General features: G+C 48.1%; 26 protein-coding genes. 11 read left to right on the plus strand and 15 right to left on the minus strand.

Annotated elements, in window-relative coordinates; translation table 11 throughout:
• From BLW59_RS00005 to BLW59_RS00015, 3 genes are all read right to left on the minus strand, one after another.
• Positions 1 to 539, minus strand: a 539-nt coding sequence (locus BLW59_RS00005; protein WP_175463315.1) for a transposase, incomplete at its 3' end; no start/stop codon positions are given.
• An 86-nt stretch (positions 540 to 625) separates the two neighbouring features.
• Positions 626 to 853: a helix-turn-helix transcriptional regulator gene (locus BLW59_RS00010; RefSeq protein ID WP_074695168.1), complete on the minus strand. Its 228-nt coding sequence runs from the start codon at positions 851 to 853 to the stop codon at positions 626 to 628.
• A 2-nt stretch (positions 854 to 855) separates the two neighbouring features.
• Positions 856 to 1,248, minus strand: coding sequence for a hypothetical protein (locus tag BLW59_RS00015; protein ID WP_074695170.1), 393 nt, complete (start codon positions 1,246 to 1,248; stop codon positions 856 to 858).
• A 427-nt stretch (positions 1,249 to 1,675) separates the two neighbouring features.
• Here BLW59_RS00015 and BLW59_RS00020 point away from each other — a divergent pair, with 427 nt between their 5' ends.
• Both BLW59_RS00020 and BLW59_RS00025 read left to right on the plus strand, forming a co-directional pair.
• Positions 1,676 to 2,437 (plus strand): alpha/beta fold hydrolase, encoded by a 762-nt coding sequence (locus BLW59_RS00020; RefSeq protein WP_318258173.1) that lies wholly within the window; start codon positions 1,676 to 1,678, stop codon positions 2,435 to 2,437.
• A 95-nt stretch (positions 2,438 to 2,532) separates the two neighbouring features.
• The gene (locus BLW59_RS00025; protein ID WP_081348307.1) at positions 2,533 to 3,744 is read left to right on the plus strand and encodes an arylsulfotransferase family protein; all 1,212 of its coding nucleotides are present in this window, start codon (positions 2,533 to 2,535) and stop codon (positions 3,742 to 3,744) included.
• Positions 3,745 to 3,870: 126 nt separating this feature from the next.
• Here BLW59_RS00025 and BLW59_RS00030 read toward each other — a convergent pair whose 3' ends face one another.
• A complete protein-coding gene (locus BLW59_RS00030) occupies positions 3,871 to 5,067 on the minus strand; it encodes an MFS transporter (protein WP_074695176.1) in 1,197 nt (398 codons plus the stop codon).
• A gap of 182 nt (positions 5,068 to 5,249) precedes the next feature.
• Here BLW59_RS00030 and BLW59_RS00035 point away from each other — a divergent pair, with 182 nt between their 5' ends.
• Both BLW59_RS00035 and BLW59_RS00040 read left to right on the plus strand, forming a co-directional pair.
• Positions 5,250 to 5,774, plus strand: a complete 525-nt coding sequence (locus BLW59_RS00035; protein ID WP_074695178.1) for a GNAT family N-acetyltransferase — start codon at positions 5,250 to 5,252, stop codon at positions 5,772 to 5,774.
• A gap of 15 nt (positions 5,775 to 5,789) precedes the next feature.
• Entirely contained in the window at positions 5,790 to 6,257 is a 468-nt protein-coding gene (locus BLW59_RS00040) for a pyridoxamine 5'-phosphate oxidase family protein (RefSeq protein ID WP_074695180.1), read from the plus strand.
• A gap of 93 nt (positions 6,258 to 6,350) precedes the next feature.
• Here the strand turns inward: BLW59_RS00040 and BLW59_RS00045 are convergent, their stop codons facing one another.
• The 6 genes from BLW59_RS00045 to BLW59_RS00070 form a co-directional block, all read right to left on the minus strand.
• The gene (locus BLW59_RS00045) at positions 6,351 to 6,734 is read right to left on the minus strand and encodes a hypothetical protein (RefSeq protein ID WP_074695182.1); all 384 of its coding nucleotides are present in this window, start codon (positions 6,732 to 6,734) and stop codon (positions 6,351 to 6,353) included.
• Between the two features lie 116 nt (positions 6,735 to 6,850).
• On the minus strand, positions 6,851 to 7,456 hold the full coding sequence (locus BLW59_RS00050; RefSeq protein WP_074695184.1) for a sugar O-acetyltransferase: 606 nt from the start codon (positions 7,454 to 7,456) through the stop codon (positions 6,851 to 6,853).
• 148 nt (positions 7,457 to 7,604) lie between these two features.
• Positions 7,605 to 8,075: a hypothetical protein gene (locus BLW59_RS00055; RefSeq protein ID WP_074695186.1), complete on the minus strand. Its 471-nt coding sequence runs from the start codon at positions 8,073 to 8,075 to the stop codon at positions 7,605 to 7,607.
• Complete coding sequence (locus BLW59_RS00060; RefSeq protein ID WP_074695188.1) at positions 8,053 to 8,283, minus strand: hypothetical protein; 231 nt, start codon at positions 8,281 to 8,283, stop codon at positions 8,053 to 8,055. Before BLW59_RS00060 ends, BLW59_RS00055 begins: the two co-directional genes overlap by 23 nt.
• A 66-nt stretch (positions 8,284 to 8,349) precedes the next feature.
• Complete coding sequence (locus BLW59_RS00065; RefSeq protein ID WP_074695190.1) at positions 8,350 to 8,697, minus strand: single-stranded DNA-binding protein; 348 nt, start codon at positions 8,695 to 8,697, stop codon at positions 8,350 to 8,352.
• 13 nt (positions 8,698 to 8,710) lie between these two features.
• Positions 8,711 to 8,983, minus strand: a complete 273-nt coding sequence (locus BLW59_RS00070) for a hypothetical protein (RefSeq protein WP_175463316.1) — start codon at positions 8,981 to 8,983, stop codon at positions 8,711 to 8,713.
• A gap of 332 nt (positions 8,984 to 9,315) precedes the next feature.
• Here BLW59_RS00070 and BLW59_RS17595 point away from each other — a divergent pair, with 332 nt between their 5' ends.
• The 4 genes from BLW59_RS17595 to BLW59_RS00085 all read left to right on the plus strand — a co-directional run bounded on the left by BLW59_RS17595 (position 9,316) and on the right by BLW59_RS00085 (position 14,067).
• A complete protein-coding gene (locus BLW59_RS17595; protein ID WP_175463317.1) occupies positions 9,316 to 9,471 on the plus strand; it encodes a hypothetical protein in 156 nt (51 codons plus the stop codon).
• On the plus strand, positions 9,455 to 10,789 hold the full coding sequence (locus tag BLW59_RS00075) for a zincin-like metallopeptidase domain-containing protein (RefSeq protein ID WP_074695194.1): 1,335 nt from the start codon (positions 9,455 to 9,457) through the stop codon (positions 10,787 to 10,789). Before BLW59_RS17595 ends, BLW59_RS00075 begins: the two co-directional genes overlap by 17 nt.
• 155 nt (positions 10,790 to 10,944) lie before the next feature.
• The gene (locus BLW59_RS00080; RefSeq protein ID WP_074695195.1) at positions 10,945 to 13,413 is read left to right on the plus strand and encodes a hypothetical protein; all 2,469 of its coding nucleotides are present in this window, start codon (positions 10,945 to 10,947) and stop codon (positions 13,411 to 13,413) included.
• Between the two features lie 153 nt (positions 13,414 to 13,566).
• Complete coding sequence (locus tag BLW59_RS00085; RefSeq protein WP_029543839.1) at positions 13,567 to 14,067, plus strand: hypothetical protein; 501 nt, start codon at positions 13,567 to 13,569, stop codon at positions 14,065 to 14,067.
• 125 nt (positions 14,068 to 14,192) lie between these two features.
• Here the strand turns inward: BLW59_RS00085 and BLW59_RS00090 are convergent, their stop codons facing one another.
• Together BLW59_RS00090 and BLW59_RS00095 are read right to left on the minus strand one after the other, a co-directional pair.
• Positions 14,193 to 14,636 carry an Hsp20/alpha crystallin family protein gene (locus BLW59_RS00090; protein ID WP_074695196.1) on the minus strand — a complete coding sequence of 148 codons (444 nt, stop codon included), beginning with the start codon at positions 14,634 to 14,636 and terminating at the stop codon, positions 14,193 to 14,195.
• Between the two features lie 135 nt (positions 14,637 to 14,771).
• Positions 14,772 to 15,194, minus strand: coding sequence for a hypothetical protein (locus BLW59_RS00095; RefSeq protein ID WP_074695197.1), 423 nt, complete (start codon positions 15,192 to 15,194; stop codon positions 14,772 to 14,774).
• Between the two features lie 78 nt (positions 15,195 to 15,272).
• Between BLW59_RS00095 and BLW59_RS00100 the strand changes: the two genes are divergently transcribed.
• Positions 15,273 to 15,380, plus strand: coding sequence for a peptide deformylase (locus tag BLW59_RS00100; protein WP_318258205.1), 108 nt, complete (start codon positions 15,273 to 15,275; stop codon positions 15,378 to 15,380).
• 13 nt (positions 15,381 to 15,393) lie between these two features.
• Entirely contained in the window at positions 15,394 to 15,780 is a 387-nt protein-coding gene (locus BLW59_RS00105) for a VOC family protein (protein WP_074695200.1), read from the plus strand.
• 3 nt (positions 15,781 to 15,783) lie between these two features.
• Here the strand turns inward: BLW59_RS00105 and BLW59_RS18060 are convergent, their stop codons facing one another.
• Both BLW59_RS18060 and BLW59_RS17240 read right to left on the minus strand, forming a co-directional pair.
• Positions 15,784 to 15,912 carry a hypothetical protein gene (locus tag BLW59_RS18060; protein WP_318253563.1) on the minus strand — a complete coding sequence of 43 codons (129 nt, stop codon included), beginning with the start codon at positions 15,910 to 15,912 and terminating at the stop codon, positions 15,784 to 15,786.
• Between the two features lie 52 nt (positions 15,913 to 15,964).
• A complete protein-coding gene (locus BLW59_RS17240; RefSeq protein WP_318253564.1) occupies positions 15,965 to 16,096 on the minus strand; it encodes a hypothetical protein in 132 nt (43 codons plus the stop codon).
• Between the two features lie 45 nt (positions 16,097 to 16,141).
• On the opposite strand from BLW59_RS17240, the gene BLW59_RS00110 reads away from it, so the two are divergent.
• The gene (locus tag BLW59_RS00110; protein WP_074695201.1) at positions 16,142 to 17,023 is read left to right on the plus strand and encodes a fructosamine kinase family protein; all 882 of its coding nucleotides are present in this window, start codon (positions 16,142 to 16,144) and stop codon (positions 17,021 to 17,023) included.
• Positions 17,024 to 17,079: 56 nt separating this feature from the next.
• On the opposite strand, the gene BLW59_RS00115 is transcribed toward BLW59_RS00110, so the two are convergent.
• Positions 17,080 to 17,895 carry a YdcF family protein gene (locus BLW59_RS00115; RefSeq protein WP_074695203.1) on the minus strand — a complete coding sequence of 272 codons (816 nt, stop codon included), beginning with the start codon at positions 17,893 to 17,895 and terminating at the stop codon, positions 17,080 to 17,082.
• Positions 17,896 to 17,911: the final 16 nt, after the last annotated feature.

Here is a 17,911-nt window from a genome sequence, read left to right on the forward strand (position 1 = left end):
ATAGCATCCATAAATACCACGGCATACAGGCTTTCCAGAGGCCGCTGCTGCCATTCCCTGGCGAGAGGAAGCACCTTGTCCGTTATGCGGCTGATGGTCGTATCTGAAACAGAAAGGCCATAGATATCCTGAATGTGGCTTTCTATATCGTTGGTAGACATGCCCTTGGCATACATGGAAACTATCTTATCCTCAATGTCCTGGCTGATGCTGGTCTGGTTCTTCTTGACGAGCTGCGGCTCAAATTCGCCTTTACGATCACGGGGGACTGAAATCTCAACATCGCCAAAGCTGGTGCGGAGATTCTTGTGGCTGTGACCGTTACGGCTGTTGTCCGTCTCCTTGTTCTTGTAGTCATATTTACCGTAGCCCAGGGAGCCATCCAGCTCTGCCTCAAGGCCATTCTCCATGAACTCAGCTATGGTTTCCTTGAACAAGTTCTGGATGTCCTCCATGCTGGTGACGTTGCTTTCTTGCAACAGTGCCCGAATCTTCTCCCGGCGAGCCTGCTCTTCTGGGGTGCGTGATTTTCTGCTCATAAGAATACCTCCCAAGTGATGTTCTCATTTTACATCACTTGGGAGGTTTACACAAAATCTGGGATAGACTCAGAGCGTTAGAAGTATCATTCATCATCGTCGTCGTCCTCATCTTCAATAAATTCAAATACATCCTCAACGCGCTTGCCAAAGACTTTGGCTATGTCCATGGCAAGCTTGAGGGAAGGGTTATACTTGCCGTTCTCCAGGTGGCTTAATGTCTCACGGCGGATGCCAACTGCCTCGGCCAATTCGCTTTGGGACATTTTTTGTTCACGGCGAAGCTCATGGATTCTGGTAATAAGCTCGGCCATGCTTACTCACCGTCTCTTTCGAGCTGGCGGAATTTCCAGCCAGCGGAGAAGTAGCCTATGCCTAGCATAATGTATCCGGCAAAATGAAAAGGTATGGTATAGTCTAACAAGGCGTCTACTATTGTAAACAGTAAGCAAGTTATGGTAATGGAATGGAATCCTGCGGCAAGGGCTTCCTTGTAATAGGCGAAAGTCATTTCATCATGTTCTTCGTTTTTTCCAATGGCGGTATAAAGCAGGATGATGACTATAGCTAGGAAAAGGATTATTTGAAAAGCTTTCAGGGCTATGCCACCGTCTATTAGCTCCAGAAGTCCGGCCAGAAACCATCCTGCGCCTACGCCGATGTAAACAAGGAGATTATGTTGGTCGATGTTAATGGCAGGTCTTCTCATGGTTATTACCTCCTCTATGTGCGTTATTTTTAACAAATGTTATATATATATAACATTTGTTAAAAATATATCATATTATCTTGGAATCTGTCAATGGATATTTGCAGGGGAATATAGGATCTTGGTTGAATAAACAGTAGAACAAAGGGTGAGGGGAGGGATAAATATCCATTTCTATGTGAACCATTGCGGCTTCCACATAGTAGAGTCCTACAATCAAAAATAATATTGGTTTCCGAGGATCTATTGTAAAGTAAGCAGGGGTAGGTCGGATGGTTGAAATAAAAAAGAACCAGGGTATATCATAGAAAATAGCAGATATACTTATGACATGAGGAAACGCAGTATGAAAAAATTCATGCTTCAGAGAATACTTTTGACCGGGCTGGTAGCAATGGGGATTATGGGTTGTGCAGGAAGTACGGGAATGGCTCAGAGTAAGGATATAATCATAGATGGTGACCATGGCAAGCTCTCTGCTACACTCCAGACGCCAGAGGGGAAGAATGAGTATCCTCTGGTTATTATAATGCATGGCTTCACTGGCAACAAAGATGAGGCTTTATTGACTACTCTGGCTGATGACCTGGAGAAAAATGGAATTGCCTCTCTTCGCTTTGATTTCAACGGTCATGGCAGGAGTGAAGGGCGTTTTCAGGACATGACGGTACCTAATGAGATTGAGGATGCTAAGCATGTATACGAGTATGCCAGCAAACTGCCCGGTGTGACTTCTGTATCTATGGCTGGTCATTCCCAGGGAGGCGTAGTTACCAGCATGACTGCCGGTATACTGGGGACGGCCAAGGTGAAGAGTATAGCTCTCATGGCACCGGCAGCAGTGCTGAGGGAGGATGCTATCCGTGGCCAAATCTTTGATAAGCACTATGATTCGCTGAATCCACCTGCTACCATTGATATTTTCAAGGGCCTGAAACTCGGAGCTGATTATGTACGGACAGCCAGGAATCTGCCCATATACGAGACAGCATCGCAGTATCAGGGGCCAGCTTTTATGATTCACGGTACCGGGGATATTGTGGTTCCCTACACTTACAGCTTGAGGTATCAGAGGATATACTTCAACGGGAAGGTGAAGCTGGTGGAGGGAGAAGATCACGGGTTCTCCAAGGATACCAAGGGAGCAGCTAAGTCTGTGGCAGATTTCTTCTGTGGGCAGTTGAAGTGATGGAATAAGAAGTGCGCATATAGATGGTGTGGCTATTTGAATAAGTGAAGAGGCTGTGAAATAACAAGTCTCTTTTCGCAAAAGGAGTGGTTTTCATGAATTGGTTAAGAAAAGCACTGATAGCTGGCACAATAGCCTTGACACTGACGGTTCAAGGTGGTGTTGGCTCCTGTGTAACGCCAGCTAATGACAATCAGGCGGAAGCAAACCACTTGCCGGTTACGGTTCAGGGGGAGACAAATCTGCCTGGCAATTTTTACCTCTCCTTCGTTTACAGCCGGAACCTTGTCCTGCTGGATGGGAAAGGGAAGGTAGTCTGGTCTAAGCATGAAGAGCAGCCCCAGGAGGGGCGGAATACTGGCTGGTGGGATTTCAAAAAACACAAGGTCAATGGGAAAACTTATTATAGCTATCACGATGAGACAGGAAAAGATAATAACTATGGGATGCAGGGCTATGCCCCAGGTGAGCGGGTTATCCTGGATGACAAGTTCAAGGAGCTCAAGAGAATTCGCTTTGAAGAATCGGCGGTAACCCAAAAGGGAGCTCCGCTGGATGGTCATGATTTCCTGATGATTACCCCGGATCATTATATCCTTTCGGGGTATATACACGATAAGGTTTACAACGTACCTGGATATCCGGAGGGAAGTCAGGTGGTATATTCTTATTTGCAGGAGGTGGATCATGGGAAAGTGGTCTGGGACTGGAAGAGCATCGATTATCCGGAGATCTATGGTCTTACCGTAACGGATGCAAATGAAACGGCAGCAGATTTTGGGAATGAAAAGACCAATGTGCCGGACTATGTCCATTTCAATGCGATGCAGCTCGATAAAGATGGAAACCTTATTTGTTCATTTCGGCATTTGAGCAGCATAATTTGTCTGGACAGACACAAGCGTGAAAACCAGATTCTCTGGAAGCTGTCCGGACGTGGGGATGAATTTGGGTTAGCCGAAGAACAGAAAACTTCCTGTCAGCATTATGTAGCAGTAGATGGAAACTATCTGACGGCTTTCGACAATAATAACCGTGGCAAGCTGACCCGCGTCCAGTCCTATAGCCTGGACGTTCCCCAGCGTAAACTTCAGGCAGTCCGCAGCTATTCTTTCCCGGATAAATTTTCCTATGCCTGCGGCTCTGTTAGGCATTTGCCGAATGACTTATTTGTTATAGGCTGGGGCTGGCAGACAAAAGGCAACGAATGCATGTCGGTTTACGACATGAAACAAGGAAAGAAACTCATGAGTGTTTCGCTGGTCAATCCCAAGAATATCACGTATCGGTGTGTGTATTTTGATTAAGCGCATTCTTTACCCAAGGCGAAGTTGCAATCACCACCCAAAATGATAATATCTGTCCATAAAAATAGCAGGGCTGCACATTGACAGTCCTGCTATTTTCTTACAGGGGAAAGGTTTTACGATATATCATGGGGTAGTTCTGAAGATTCTCAGGCGACACCAACAGGCGTTAAGGATAAGGAGGGAGGCAACTATCAGGAAAAGGTTGCGTATGCCTAAAAGGGCCACAAGCTGGCCACCGAAGAAAGCACCGGTGAACATGCCGATGAACTGGGCAGATTGGTTAATTCCGAAGATGCGCCCCATGAGTGGGGCCGGTGAAAGCTGGCGTATAAGATTGTTGGTAGAGGGCATAAGTCCGGCAATGGCTATGCCATTGAAAAAGCGCAGAAGGCCAAGTTGCCATGGGGCTGTTACGAATCCTTGGGGGATGTAAGCAAGGCCGGATAGCAGAAGGCAGGCAAATAAGATGCGCTCTGAGCCGATGTGGTCAGCTAGATTGCCAAGCCTAGAGGCGAAAAGCATGCTGGCAAAGCCGGAAGCAGAGAATACGGCTCCTGATATTAGTGCGATATGGTCGATATTGCCAGCAATCTCCTGAACATAAACGGTGAGAATCGGGGATACGCATGAGAGAGAGAAATGCAGCAGGATAGTGGTAACAAAGACACCAATGATGGCATTATGCTGATCAAGCTGCCAGAAAGAAGGTTGTGGTTCTGTAGCTGTCTTAGATGGAGCCGGATGCTTGGTTTCCCGTACCTGGGTTAGAGCTATGAAGCCGAGCAGACAGCAGCAGCCTATGAGTAGGAAGGAATTGCGAAATCCTATTATCTCACTGAGCCAGCCTCCGAATATTGGCCCCATGAGACCGCCAGACACTTGGGAAGTGAAAAACATCCCCATGGCCCAGCCGGAGTGTTCTTTTGGAGTTTCCTGGGCCAGCAGGGGGATGACGGCTGCCTGAAAACCACTGAGACATCCTTGTAGTAGACGCAGAATAACCAGATGCCATACGCTTTGTGCGAAGCCCATGCCAATCATGATGAGTCCGAGCCAGCCAGAGGCTCGCAGGATCATGGGCTTGCGACCTACCCTGTCAGATAGTCTTCCCCAGATGGGGGAAAAGATGGCAAGGCTGATGAAATTGCAGCCAAAGATGATGCCAGCCCAGCGAGCAATGTCAGCCGGAGCCTCGATACCAAGTTCAGCGATGTATAGTGGCAAAATAGGGGCCATCTGGCTCATACCGATGGACACGATGAAAGTGGCAGCACAGCAGATATAAAGGTTCTTCCTCCAGACAGGGAGTGTAGATGACATAAGAAAAGCCTCACTTTTGATGGAATGATGGTCATTGCCTAATTATAACGCGGATGCTGCTCAAAAGAAAGAGGACTTGTTGGTGGCACTTAGGAGATGGATTTGTTGTGTTAACTTGTCTGACGGGAGTATAATCGAACAAAGAGCAAATGGGTACAGCAGAAAATAGGGGAGAGGAAGCAATGGGCGATGTAAGATTGATCCCCCTGCAGGAGAGCGACAGGGAGCAATTCATACGGGACAATCAGGAAGCTTTTAGGTATGGGGCTATGGAGGAGTTCGGTTTACGCGACAATCACTTTGAAGAGGATGGGGAGATTATTTCCCGTGAGACCATAGAAAAATCCATAGATGGAGGATTGGCCTTTCGTATCATGCTGGATGGGCAGCCAGTAGGTGGGCTGGTAGTGTCAGTGGAAGGAGAGCAGGGAGAGCTTGAGCTGCTGTTCGTATCCCCATCTGTGCATAGCAAGGGATTAGGCTATGCTGCCTGGTGCGAGGTAGAGAAAAAGTTTCCTCAGGTCAAGGTCTGGCAGACGGTTACGCCATACTTTGAAAAGCGGAATATCCACTTCTATGTGAACCGTTGTGGTTTTCATATTGTGGAATTTTATAATAGCCATCACCCAGATCCCCATGATGAGGATGATGCTATCAGTGACCAGTTCCCGGAGGGGATGTTCCGCTTTGAGAAGAGGATTAAGTAATGGGGGATGGTTTAGATGCGGCGTAAAGAGCGTGAAGTTACCAATCTGAAGGATATTGTGGATATTCTCACCCGATGCGATACCATACGCATTGGCATACAGGGAGAAATCCATCCCTATGTTGTCCCGGTTTCATTCGGGGTGGAAGTTATGGATGAGGTGCCCGTGGTCTATTTCCACTGCGCAAAGCAGGGCCTGAAGATTGATCTGCTGGAAAAACACCCGGAGGTATGCGTGGAGGGAGATATCTTCTATAAGGTGGAGCAGACGGAACAGGGGATAACTACCCGTTACGAGAGCATAGTTGGTCAAGGTCGATGTGAGTTCCTGACGGAGCTGGATGAGATTAAGCGGTGTCTGCGGCTTATCAATGACCATTATGGCTACAATGACTATCCGTTGGATAGATGCCGGGGCCTTGTTCACTTGAGGATTGGCAGGATTGCACTTCAGGAAATTACAGGAAAGAGAAATTTGGCATAGATTGTTAATGCGGGCAAAAGAAAAGAGACTTTGGAGTGTGCCAATGCTTGTGCGATAGGCGTTGGACTTCAAAGTCTCTTTGTTTATGTGCTCTTAGAGGTGGGAAGGAGCTTCCAGTTCCGGGGTAGCGGAGGTCATGGTCTTGCTTGTTTGCAGGCTTGAAATGTCCACATTATAAGCACTGCCAAAGCGAAGGTTCATTTCCTCATCTGTGGGAGGCGGTGTCTGTGGCTTCTGATAGGTCTGAGGCCTATCAGGCTGAGAGTTTATCTGGGCCAGCTTTACTTCTGCCTGGGAAAGCTTCTGGTAATCCTGATAGAGTTTTCCAAGGTCGGCTGGGTCATCTGAAGAGGTGAGGCTGGCAATGTCCTGCTCATAATGGCTCTTTTCCAGAATCAGCTTCTGTTTCAAATCATTGTGAGGAGGGACAGGCTGTGCCTGCCAATACTGTCTGGCAGTGCTGATGCTTATGGTCATGTAAAGCGTCCTTTCTGTGATAGCGAAGGTAATATCCTAAAATCCGTTGGGTTAATTGTATCGGAAGTTGGGGGGAGTGGCAAGAGACCAGACAAAAGATTTACACCAGACAAAATTTACAGAAGTTCCGTGGGGATTTTCTTGTCCCTGAAATAATACTGACGCTCATGTTCGCCAATCGTGCGCAGTACCCGGCAGGGGTTGCCCACGGCCAGAACGCCGGAGGGCAGATCCTTGGTCACGACGCTCCCTGCACCAACAACAGTATTATTGCCAATGGTTATGCCGGGCATGACCATGACTCCGGCACCCAGCCAGCAATTTTTGCCAATGCGTATGGGGGCGTTGAACTGATACCCCTTAGCCCTCAGCTCCGGCAGCAATGGATGTCCCCCCGTTGCCAGTACCACGTTTGGACCGAACAGAGTATTGTCACCCACGTAGATGTGGGTGTCATCTACCATAGTCAGATTGAAGTTGGCGTAGACATTCTTGCCAAAATGCACATGGTGGCCGCCCCAGTTGGCGTGGAGGGGAGGCTCTATATAACAGCCATCGCCGATTTCTGCAAACATCTTGCTCAGAAGCTCTGCACGTTTCGTGCCTTCTGAGGGGCGGGTGTTGTTGTAATCGTATTGTAATTCCAGGCAGCGTTCCTGCTCCCGCATGATATCCGGGTCAGTAGGCAGGTAGAGTTCTTCTGTGTGCAGCTTGTCCCTCATGGTGGATACCTCCTATTAGAACACGTTTTCCTAAATACTATTATAAAGTCAGCTGAAAATAATAGCAATGCTTATGTAATGATTTGTAATATCGTGGCGCAGTTTTAGGCGGAGGGAATTTTCCCTCCGCCGCTTGTCAATTCAGGCGTTATGCAGCTTTCGTCTCTAGCCATTTGGCATAGTGTGGGAGCCTTGCGTAGTGGCTATCCTGCATCAGCTTATCGTGAACCTCCCGTTCGCTGAGGTTCCTCCAGCGTCCCTCGTCATACCTGTAGTTCTCCAGGGAGTCTAGGGTTTTTTCCGTCAGTATCTTCACTTCAAAGAGGCTGGAGCCGTCATGGTCAGTGGTACGGATGAAAAGGTGGCCTCCTTCATCGTAGATTTCAACGTCATCGGCGTACTGAATGAGCTGGGAGAGCAGGAGATTGAAGATGCCGGTCTTGCCAGCAGGGTACTTGCCGTCCCAGCGTCCTATGGTTCCCTGCATGATAACCTGCCCGTCAACGGCGTTGTTTTTGAAGAAGTCTGTGAGCAGATTTCTCTCGCACTCCCAGATTTCCATGCCTTCCTCAGGATTTTCAAGGTAGTCCCAGCTGTTAAAAATAGTGCTCTTCTTCATTGTTGTCTCCTCCTGTGCAGAAAAAATCATCAGAACTGAATTCGGTGCTCTCATAAATATCAAAGATAAGCCAATTGGGAACAATATCATCTGCCCTGGCCAATTCCTCATATGAAGGGGTTCTGTCCTCGATCTCAGCCATATGCTCAGTGAGGTAGTTCTGTTTCAGTTCAAGCATTTGTTCGTGGGTCAACTCCGTAACCGTCATGAAATTAACCTCCTCTGGCTTCTTGGGTAGCGAGAATTATGCGGTTATCTCGCATTCCTATGTGTTTCAATCCTTTTTCTTGGGTGTGAGAAAATCCATCCTGTCCACAATGACCTCCATATCGAAACGGCGGTGGCCATTCTTGTCAGTCCAGCGTTTGGGTTTAAGTTTGCCGGTGATGCCAATGCGCGAACCTTTGGCGAGATGGTCTGCCATGGTGATAGCCAGCTGACTGAAGCCAGCGATAGGGATGAAGTTGGCAGTGGGCTTCTGGCCAGGCCTCTTCTTTGAGCGTGGCTTGTCAACAGCCAGGACGGAGGAGGCTATAACAATGGATTTCTTGCCACCGTCCTTTTCATAGATATTGAAGGAGATATCACGGGCCAGATTGCCAATCAGGGTGACTTTGTTCATGGTGTTTTCCTCCTCAGTAGATGGCGCGTTCAAGAATGATACCGTATTCCATCAGATTGTTGGCAGATATTGGGTCTTCAAAGAGTATGCGGTCTCTTACTTTGCCAAGGTCGTCAGGCTCGATTTCTACGCCACCAAGTCGATACTCTTCCATGATGTGTCCCAGCAGGGCTTCCCGTCCCGCCTGGGTATCTGAGTATACCTCCTCACTGTAGCTTCCCAGTATGGAATTAGTACTTTTCATCAGATTGCAATGGTAAAACTCATAGCCAGTGTCAATGTCCATGATGTGCTCCTTTCTGGAGGCCCTTGCCAGCCCCCCTGCCAATTTTCTTTTTTTGACGGACATGAAATACCACCGTAGAGAATGAAGGGCAAGGACGCCCGCAGGGTGGCGTAGCTTTCCTTGCCCGGAATGAGCGAGGTGGTATCATGGCAAGGCAAAAAAAGAACCTGTAATCACAGGCTCTGGTGGTCTTTGTAATCTCTCTGTAATGGGTCTGGGAGCAATGCTCTTGCAATTCTGTGTTATTTTATCGGGGCTGGAGAAAGTAAACTGAAATTAGATAAGAATCAGGAATAATTTAGCTGCATTAGAGGCGAAGGGGGAGATATCTTATGAGGCACGGACATTTGGCATTGCCGGAGGGGCTGGATGAGGATTTGTATGGGCACTATTGCCCGGAACTTGACTGGCTCACAAAAGACGAACTGGATAGCTTGCTGGATGGGGATATGGAGAAGGAGATGACGGCATATGACCTGGCAGAGTGACAAGCTGAAAGAAGCCCATAAGGAACTGGTGGATAGGGTTATCAAGGACATGGAGGAGGGAAAGGTGTTTTTCTGGGATTCGGAGCACCTCGGGCACTCTCCCAGAAACATTGATTCTCAGAGGGTGAATGGCAGAGAAACCAAACTCTATCATGGAAAGAATAAATTCATCTTGTCATTTGTTTCAATCGTCAAGGGCTATAAAGATAGCCGCTGGGGTACGTATAATGCCATAGCGGCTGCAGGTGGTCAGGTTCGTAAGGGTGAGAAGGCAACCATGGTAGAAGTCTGGGTTTGGGATAAGCCTGTAAAACATAAGAACCCCAAGACCGGGAAATGGGAAACCGTATATCAGAAGGATGACAGGGGAAATTTCCTTTTGGATAAGAATGGCAGGAAGATGCCCAAGATGAAGCATCTGGACACACCCATAGTGAAAGGGTACCCTGTGTTCAATGCTGAACAGGCCGATGGCTTGGAACCGGAGCATCGAGCAACTATAAGCGAATCTGACCGCCAGGTCAAAATGGAGGCGATAATCTCTGGCAGTGAGGCAGTTATCTATAATGACCAGGTGGACAGTAACTACTACAACCCTGTAAGAGATGAAATACATGTCATGAGAGGTGAAGATTTCAAAACAATGTCTGGGTACTATGCCACAGTGCCCCATGAGATCGCCCATAGCACCGGGGCGGAGTCAAGGCTCAACCGGGAATGTCTGACAAAGGGCGAAGGTTTTGGCAGCGTCTCTTATGCTAAAGAGGAACTGGTGGCAGAAATGACATCCATGTTTCTGGCTCAGGATTACGACATCAAATTTGATGAGTCACACTATGAGAACCATGCTGCCTATCTCCAGAACTGGGTGTCTGTGTTGAAAGATAACCCGGATGAGTTATATAAAGCTGCGGAGCAGGCTGAAAAAGCTGTGACATATATCAAGGAGCACATGCTGGAGAAGGGAAAGGCTCTGGATTACAAAGAGAGCAAGGCTCAAGTTCAGGCTGTAGCCGAAGAAACTGAGGAATACAAGTATTACATGGACATGAGGCCTGTAAGTCCCGGGGCGGTACCCAAGGGGTTCATCCGCTTCGATGAAGATGATTTTGGAGGCAGGTACGGGGCTATCTACTACAGGGGCAAGCTTACAGACAAACAGGTGGCTGACTATGAGTTGATACCTGCCTGGGAGCGCGACAAGACGATGTGCAACGCGGAGCTTGCAGGAGGCAGGAACACGTCCATTGCCCCCAAGGAGAAGCTTCTGAAAGAATTGGAGAAATCTCCCTTCAAGGGGTTGGCCAAAGGAGCATGATATGAAGCAGAAAAAGTATTTGGACGAGGCTTATCTCATGAAGTAAGCAGCCGAGGAAATGGGCTTCGACTATGAGGAAAACGAGCGTCTGCTGGGAGAGGCTGACAGGATAGAGAAATCAGTGACAGAAGCAAAGTCTGGAGAGGTGGCAGAAAATGGCAACCTACCGTGATATCTTTGACACACGGGACAGGCTGAATCCCAAGATCGTGGAACGGCTCAGGAAGTATGGCAATCTGGAGCCACCGGGTATTTATGGTCGCCCATACAATGGTGGGGCCAAGCATGGACAGGAATATCCACTGTCCAGAGCCAATTACCTGCGGCTGGTTACCATGCAGGATGATGAGCACAGGTATAGTGATCCCAGGTGGGTGTGGCAGGAGACAGCCAGAAAGAATGGTTGGACGCTTAAGCCTGCAGCCAGGGCAGCTATGCTGGAGGTCTACCGCAGGGGAGAAGATGGCAAAGCTGTGCCGGAGCTGTGGAAATTTTACAATGTGCAGGATTTTAAAAATTACCCATATGAGCCATTGCAAATCAAGGGAGACAGGCCGGAGGACTTTCGTCAGGCCATAGGTATCCTGAAGGATAATGGCATAGATATTTCCTGGAAAGCTGGCAGTGAGCAAATATTTGCTGCTGTGAAGCAATATGCCAAAGAACGAGGGGAAGATGAGTTTTCTGCTCCTATGACGGCACATCTTTTCCTCAAGACAAACTACCTAAGCTACGATTATGAGAAGCACCCTCTGTATACGGAGGCCCAGCTGAAGAAACTGGAGTACAACACAAAAATCATTTTCGCTGCCGTCAAAAGGGCTCAAAACCTCTACGACAAGATGGAAAGCATCCAGGAAAAGATACAAAGGCAGGAACAAGCGGTGACAGAAGCCGTACGAGGCAAGGAGTTTGAGCCCAGGCCCCAGGAAGCAGCAAAGGAGGGCCTGTTTCAGGATCTATACGTGGATTTTGCCTGGAGCGAGACACCTATACGCAATGAAAAGGACGAGGTCTACAAGGACGGCATCCACCTGAATGGGGAAGAAGCTTATAAATTTCTGGCTGCTTTCAATGCCCTGGACAAAAAGGTGTTTAACGATAAGTTGCGGGGCTTTATGGGCTACAATAAAGTGAAGATGGCCATTTCCTATGGCAAGTATCACGAGACTGAGTACAAGGTCAGGACTCTGGGAAAACTGAATTTCTGCAACGATACAAGTCTGGCGCGTGGCCTTGAGCGGCACTTCAACACGTACAGGACGGCTCTTATAGAAATACCGGAACTCAGGCAGAATCTACTTAGAAAGAACCAGGGGCTTACGGACGAACACATAGTGGAGAATTGCCAGGAAGCCAATGAGTTTTGCAGCCGTGAAATGCAGAAGATGCGGGCAGAAGAAAATCTGTATCTTGAAATGCACCCGGAGGTTCAGGCGCTTAATGCCCAAAAGGCTAATACATATCTGTATGTGGCCAAGAAGGAAGATTTCAGGCGCATGCCATCAGTCTATATCCTTTCCTCCAAGGAAAGGGAAGGGATGGAGGATTTGCAGGTAGCTGAAAAGGCAGGGGACTACCATTTGTTCAGGGAAGGGACGGGGATAAAAAATGATGAGGTAGCCTTTGAATCTGCCAGGCCACTGCAGTCCATGGCAGATAAAAAACTGCCTGTGCATATGGCCTTGGATGTGGATGACCAAGTAGCTTTCATAAACATGCTGGGGAAGCTCAAGCTGGAGGTGACGAATACCGGGCCAATTATGGAAGGGCATGCTCCAACGAAAATGAAGTACTGGGGCATCTCGGCCATTGATGAGCTGGCAAAGCTTAAGCAGCAAGATCTGGAAGCTGCCAGATTGGTGAAGGACTGGGGATTTATTGATAGGAAGGTAGTGGAGCAACAGCACCTGAAGCTATCCTATGGAGATAAAATGTTGGCGGAAATTGCCTTTGAGGAGGGATGTGGCAGACTTACGGGCGATGCCCTGGGGCTGCATAAGGCAGCCAGAGAGGATATGGAAATATATGCAGTACTTTCCTGTGCCATTAAACTGAAGGGAGGGGCAGAGTCACCGGAGATAAGGGCCCTGATGAACGATGAAAAAGTAGATATCCCAGGGTATGAGGAGCGAAGGGACAGGGTACTGGCAGAAAAGCCCAATAGCCATGCTTTGAACAGGGATTGGTACAGGTACTATGAAAAAGCAGCCTTGCAGGATTTAGGTGCTGAAACCAAGGAAGCCGTGATGGCTGGCATGGTGAAAATCATGGAGAAGGACGGACTAAGGCCCGTAAAGATAGCCAATATAGCTAGGACGAATCCGGGATTCAAAAATGATTTGCTGCCGGTGAAAGTGTACGGTGCGAGCAAGTCGAAGAGTGCTGGCGGCGAGAAGTCTGCCAGTACAGCCAGGGACGCTGGGAAGCATGCTGGTCAGAATCTGACCATGGAGGAGCAGGCAAACCGGGCGGCCAGGGAGGCAACAAAGAAGGAGCAGAAGGATCTCATCAAGGCTGCGGCTAAAGAAGCCCAAAAGAAAAAGCTCTCGCCGAAGGAAAGCTTGCTGCAGGGAATTGAAGGAGGAAAGGGGCAGGAGAGGAAGATGGAGATGGGGAAGTAAATATTATTTTGGAAGGCTGGCTGTTTGAGGTCAGCCTTTTTCATAGAGCTTCAAAAGGAAATCGTGCATTGAATGGAGAATAACGGACAATGGTACTTCACGGGGCAAGTTAGGGATTCGGTTTCCTTGAGTTGTTAGGGGAGGAATAGCTTTATGAAAAAAATGCTTGCTGGTGTATTGGCAGGAGCCATGATGTTTGCTGGAGGGAATGTCGTTTCAGCAGGAGAAACGGCATGGATGACTGCAAGTGATGTGAGCGTAGGCTATGTACAGCCTGGGATGTCCATGGATGAGGTCAGGAATATTTACGGCCCCTTGAAGGGAACCACTACTCATTATGATAAGAATGCCCTGGGGTATGGAGACACGGTCAAGATCATTCCCACCGCAGATGGAAATGCCGTTAAATCCATTCTGGTAGAAGGAAATAATGGTTGGGCTACTCCTGCTGGCATTACAGTGGGCATGAGCATTGACGAGGTGACTAAGATTTACGGTGATGGCTCTGTAAATCCAGTGAAACATAAATCTCATCATATGCCGGGCTTTGACTATTACACGTATTTCCCTGCTTCTGACCATATGATTTACCTGACCTTTGCCGCCAAGGACGGTAAGGTAGCATACATCAAGGCCGGGTCTATGGAACGGTGATAATGTTGCTATTTAATTCGATTTAGTATACTAACGGCAAAAACCGCCAGTCCAATCAAGGCTGGCGGCTTTTGCCGTTAATGGTGTTAGGGATTTATATTTGGAAAAAAGGGAAAGCGTGATTATCAACTGATGGGAATCTGATGGGAGGTAGGAACCTGTTCCTGGAGTTTGGGGAGCTGGACTTTCAGCACACCATCCTTGAAATCAGCAGTGGTCTTGGTTTTGTCAATGCCGCTGATGTAGAAGGAACGGGACATCTGGCCGTAGTTGCGCTCACGGCGGATGTAGTTGCCTTCGCTATCCTGCTCATCATTGTTTTCCTCCCTCTTTGCAGAGAGGGTAAGATAGTTGTTCTCGTAGCCGAGAGAAATATCCTCCTTTTTGAAGCCGGGAAGGTCGGCGGTAAGTTCATAGGCCGTGCCGTTGTCCTTGACATCGACTTTGAAGCCAGATGTGCTCATTGCACTGGTGAAGGGGGTATCAAAGGCATCCAGCAGGCGATTGAACAAACGTCCTTCTTCCTTCATAAGCTCATTACCTGTTGCAAATGGAACCAGACCAAACATGGTTGCTCAATCTCCTTTCATGGAATAAAAACTTTGTCTTCAGGGGGCTGAACCCTTTATCCTGAGGTCCTTTCCCTCTGGCAATTATTATTATACTCCTAAAGGTCAAAAAGTCAATAGGTCAAAAAGAAAAAATTATTCGTAGAGTATATCTTTGGGAAGCAAGGGGCTGCTGATACTGCGTATGCTGTCCAGGTCCAGTTCTGTCTTGTCGCTGAAGATAAGTTTTTTGAAAGTCGTATCTACCTTTTTGATGGTGCCGCTTAGTATATGATAGGTTCCGCCTTCCTTGTGGGAGTCCTGCACAAAGTATTCCACGGACACATGGGGGTGAGGAGATAAGCGCAGAAGCTGCTGCATGATGGTGTTCAGGTGCTCTTTTTCATCTTCGCCGAGGTGGGTCTTAGCAGTGGTGAGACGAGCGGTTTCGGTAGCCAGTGCCTCGTAGCCTGACAGGGCTGCAAAGGGATTGAACTGGGCTGCGCGTTTTTCCATGGACATAGGGAAGTGTCTGGTGGAAATTGGCCGGGGGTGGTGTATAATATCTGCATAGGGCATTTTTGGTTGCTCTCCTTTCTTCTGCTTGGATAAAGTATAGCATAATTTTGGCAATTACAGAATATATGTTCTGTTAAAATTAAGTACTGGAATTTGGAGTTCAGAAAGCAGTGGCAGAAGTTTTCCGGCTTTACAGCCCAGATAATCCAGCATGAGACTGGACACTGTGTCGGTATCCTGATTTGAGGTGGTAACAGTTATGGATTTGAGTCATATTCATCATGTAGCAATCATCGGCAGCGACTATGAGCGCAGCAAGCACTTCTATGTAGATGTACTTGGTTTTGAGGTAATCCGCGAGAATCACCGTGAAGCACAGCAGGATTGGAAAATTGACCTGCGGCTTCAGGACGTAGAGCTTGAGCTATTTATCAAGGCAGACTGCCCCCAGCGTCCAGGCTGGCCAGGGAAGGAAGCATATGGACTAAGGCATCTGGCCTTTCGGGTGGATTCTGTAGAGGATACGGTAAGGGAACTTAATGCTTTAGGCATTGAGACAGAACCCATTCGGCAAGATACCTTTACTGGGGAGAAAATGACATTCTTCCATGACCCGGATGGACTGCCTTTGGAACTTCACGAGTAGGTGCTATTTATCTGCTTCGATGATGCCTATTGGGGTGTAGATCATGCCGTTCTTTCCTCGGTCAGAACGCATTAGTGATATTTCGGATACTTCCATGTTGGAGACAGGCAGGTTCATTTGCATTTTCTCCATGGTGTCCGTGGGTTCTCCTTTACGTACCAGATTAACGTGCGGAACAAATTTCTTACGGTCTTTCAAAAGACTGTGGTGGTTTGCGGGTGAAAAAAGCAAATGTGTCGGCCTTGATGTTAACGGCATCTTTGCCCATGGCAAGATAACCTTTGGCAGAAGAAAGATGACAGCCGATGTGGAGCATGATAGTTCCTCCTAGCAATGATACGGAAATGAGGGAGATTGGAAAATGCATAGCAGCTTGAATGAGGCCGTGCAGGAATCTTTTGGCCAGGATGCGAGTGTGGAGTGGTCAGAGCCGGTTTCCGGCGGTGATATCAATGAAGCTTATCATCTTTTGCTGACTGGTGGAGAAGAGGTGTTCCTGAAGCTGAATGCCAGAGCAGAGGAGAATTTCTTTCCGGCGGAAGCATATGGGCTGAAGTGTATGAAGGAAAGTGGTGCCAACGTACCTGAAGTGCTGGCAGTTGGGAAGCTCACTGATGGTACGGGCTATCTTTTGCTATCCTATGTGAGAAGTGCATCCCGCAAGTCAGATTATTGGGTCAGCCTGGGTCATATGTTGGGCAGCATGCATAGGGCAGATACCAGTAAGTTTACTGGCGGTAATGGGTATGGATTGAACAAGGACAACTACATAGGTGCCACCAGGCAAATCAATAAGCCCAAGGCTGGCTGGATAGAATTTTTCCGGGGAAACAGGCTGGCCACACAGATGAAAATGGCAGACCATTATTTTGATAAGGAGGATAAGCGGCGTTGCCGGAGAATACTTGACCATCTTGAAGATTTCCTGATAGAGCCTGAGTTTCCCTCTTTGCTGCATGGTGATCTTTGGAGCGGCAATGTGATGGTGGACAGCCAAGGGGAGCCAATGCTTATAGACCCGGCAGTTTATGTTGGGCATCATGAAGCAGATTTAGCCATGACGCAACTCTTTGGCGGCTTTGCTTCGGCCTTTTATGAAGCTTACCATGAAGTGGTCCCCAGAGAACCAGGTTATGCGGACAGGCGGGAGATATACAATTTGTACCACCTGCTGAATCATTTGAATTTATTTGGCAGGTCGTATATAGTTTCGGTAAGACGTATTTTAAAACGGTATTCTTAAGGAATTTTTCATTGGTGATGGTGAAGAATATATGTAGAATTATTTAGGGCAATGCTTTAGCTGCTGAAAGCCGGATTGGCAGTGCGGACGGTGCCAAGCTGACTGGAGTTTAGAAGGCAGAAGGCTGTTTCGACTTCTGGTGGAATATCTACATGAGTGATGAAGCCTTTGCCCTTGGGGCCGTAGCCGTTCTCATCATCCCTGAGCCTGGATATATCTCCAAGAAGCAGGGTCACATAATGTCTTATATCCCAGAGGCCCCAATATGGGCGGATGAAACGGAGCGTGCCGTTTTTTGCTGTAAGGTAGGGACGATAGGGAGCATAGTTTATGATGAGGGTATCCTGTCCCTGCAGTTCCTTGGCAAAAACTGCAGCCATGCGGCGCTGCATGGAGGGATCTTGCATGATGAGGAGGGATTTTGCTGGTATGGCTGCTTCTCTGAGCCTGGCCAGGGCATAAGTGACATTGTTGCCGCAGTTGGTAGACTTTGTTTCCAGAAGGATATCGTGGATGCCATGCTCCTGGGCCAGGTAGTCGGCTATCATTTCTGCTTCCGGCTTGTCCTCAGTGTCCATATCAGGGAATCTGGCCTTGAATTTGTCCCGGAGTGATTGGGTAGTATGGCCAATGCCGCCAACTATCATCAGATGGCGGGCCAGACCACGCTTCCATGTGGCGGCAGCCACGTCACAGCCGAAGGGGATGGTGCCGCCGAAGAGAATCAGTACATCTACATGGTCAAAGCCATATTTGCTTTGCAAAGTATTGTGAGTAAGTTTAGGCAGGTCACGGGTGCCGAGAAACCGGGTAAGTGTGTTGGCAGCATTGGCAAGCTGCTGCAGGTGATTGTTTTTAGGTTGAATCTGCATTGGACCGCGTCCTCTC

The organism is Selenomonas sp. KH1T6, assembly GCF_900108415.1.
Taxonomy (GTDB): Bacteria; Bacillota; Negativicutes; order Selenomonadales; family Selenomonadaceae; genus Selenomonas_B; species Selenomonas_B ruminantium_A.

Bases quoted from the DNA above. Each gene is read 5' to 3' on its own strand.
- BLW59_RS00065 (WP_074695190.1), bottom strand. From the start codon at position 8,697: ATGAACAAAGTCACCCTGATTGGCAATCTGGCCCGTGATATCTCCTTC.
- BLW59_RS00110 (WP_074695201.1), top strand. From the start codon at position 16,142: ATGCATAGCAGCTTGAATGAGGCCGTGCAGGAATCTTTTGGCCAGGAT.
- BLW59_RS17240 (WP_318253564.1), bottom strand. From the start codon at position 16,096: ATGCTCCACATCGGCTGTCATCTTTCTTCTGCCAAAGGTTATCTTGCC.
- BLW59_RS00010 (WP_074695168.1), bottom strand. From the start codon at position 853: ATGGCCGAGCTTATTACCAGAATCCATGAGCTTCGCCGTGAACAAAAA.
- BLW59_RS00020 (WP_318258173.1), top strand. From the start codon at position 1,676: ATGGCTCAGAGTAAGGATATAATCATAGATGGTGACCATGGCAAGCTC.
- BLW59_RS18060 (WP_318253563.1), bottom strand. From the start codon at position 15,912: ATGGAGAAAATGCAAATGAACCTGCCTGTCTCCAACATGGAAGTATCC.
- BLW59_RS17595 (WP_175463317.1), top strand. From the start codon at position 9,316: ATGAGGCACGGACATTTGGCATTGCCGGAGGGGCTGGATGAGGATTTG.
- BLW59_RS00075 (WP_074695194.1), top strand. From the start codon at position 9,455: ATGACCTGGCAGAGTGACAAGCTGAAAGAAGCCCATAAGGAACTGGTG.
- BLW59_RS00025 (WP_081348307.1), top strand. From the start codon at position 2,533: ATGAATTGGTTAAGAAAAGCACTGATAGCTGGCACAATAGCCTTGACA.
- BLW59_RS00095 (WP_074695197.1), bottom strand. From the start codon at position 15,194: ATGCCCTATGCAGATATTATACACCACCCCCGGCCAATTTCCACCAGA.
- BLW59_RS00105 (WP_074695200.1), top strand. From the start codon at position 15,394: ATGGATTTGAGTCATATTCATCATGTAGCAATCATCGGCAGCGACTAT.
- BLW59_RS00085 (WP_029543839.1), top strand. From the start codon at position 13,567: ATGAAAAAAATGCTTGCTGGTGTATTGGCAGGAGCCATGATGTTTGCT.
- BLW59_RS00090 (WP_074695196.1), bottom strand. From the start codon at position 14,636: ATGTTTGGTCTGGTTCCATTTGCAACAGGTAATGAGCTTATGAAGGAA.
- BLW59_RS00055 (WP_074695186.1), bottom strand. From the start codon at position 8,075: ATGAAGAAGAGCACTATTTTTAACAGCTGGGACTACCTTGAAAATCCT.
- BLW59_RS00070 (WP_175463316.1), bottom strand. From the start codon at position 8,983: ATGGACATTGACACTGGCTATGAGTTTTACCATTGCAATCTGATGAAA.
- BLW59_RS00015 (WP_074695170.1), bottom strand. From the start codon at position 1,248: ATGAGAAGACCTGCCATTAACATCGACCAACATAATCTCCTTGTTTAC.
- BLW59_RS00050 (WP_074695184.1), bottom strand. From the start codon at position 7,456: ATGAGGGACAAGCTGCACACAGAAGAACTCTACCTGCCTACTGACCCG.
- BLW59_RS00030 (WP_074695176.1), bottom strand. From the start codon at position 5,067: ATGTCATCTACACTCCCTGTCTGGAGGAAGAACCTTTATATCTGCTGT.
- BLW59_RS00045 (WP_074695182.1), bottom strand. From the start codon at position 6,734: ATGACCATAAGCATCAGCACTGCCAGACAGTATTGGCAGGCACAGCCT.
- BLW59_RS00115 (WP_074695203.1), bottom strand. From the start codon at position 17,895: ATGCAGATTCAACCTAAAAACAATCACCTGCAGCAGCTTGCCAATGCT.
- BLW59_RS00040 (WP_074695180.1), top strand. From the start codon at position 5,790: ATGCGGCGTAAAGAGCGTGAAGTTACCAATCTGAAGGATATTGTGGAT.
- BLW59_RS00060 (WP_074695188.1), bottom strand. From the start codon at position 8,283: ATGACGGTTACGGAGTTGACCCACGAACAAATGCTTGAACTGAAACAG.
- BLW59_RS00035 (WP_074695178.1), top strand. From the start codon at position 5,250: ATGGGCGATGTAAGATTGATCCCCCTGCAGGAGAGCGACAGGGAGCAA.
- BLW59_RS00080 (WP_074695195.1), top strand. From the start codon at position 10,945: ATGGCAACCTACCGTGATATCTTTGACACACGGGACAGGCTGAATCCC.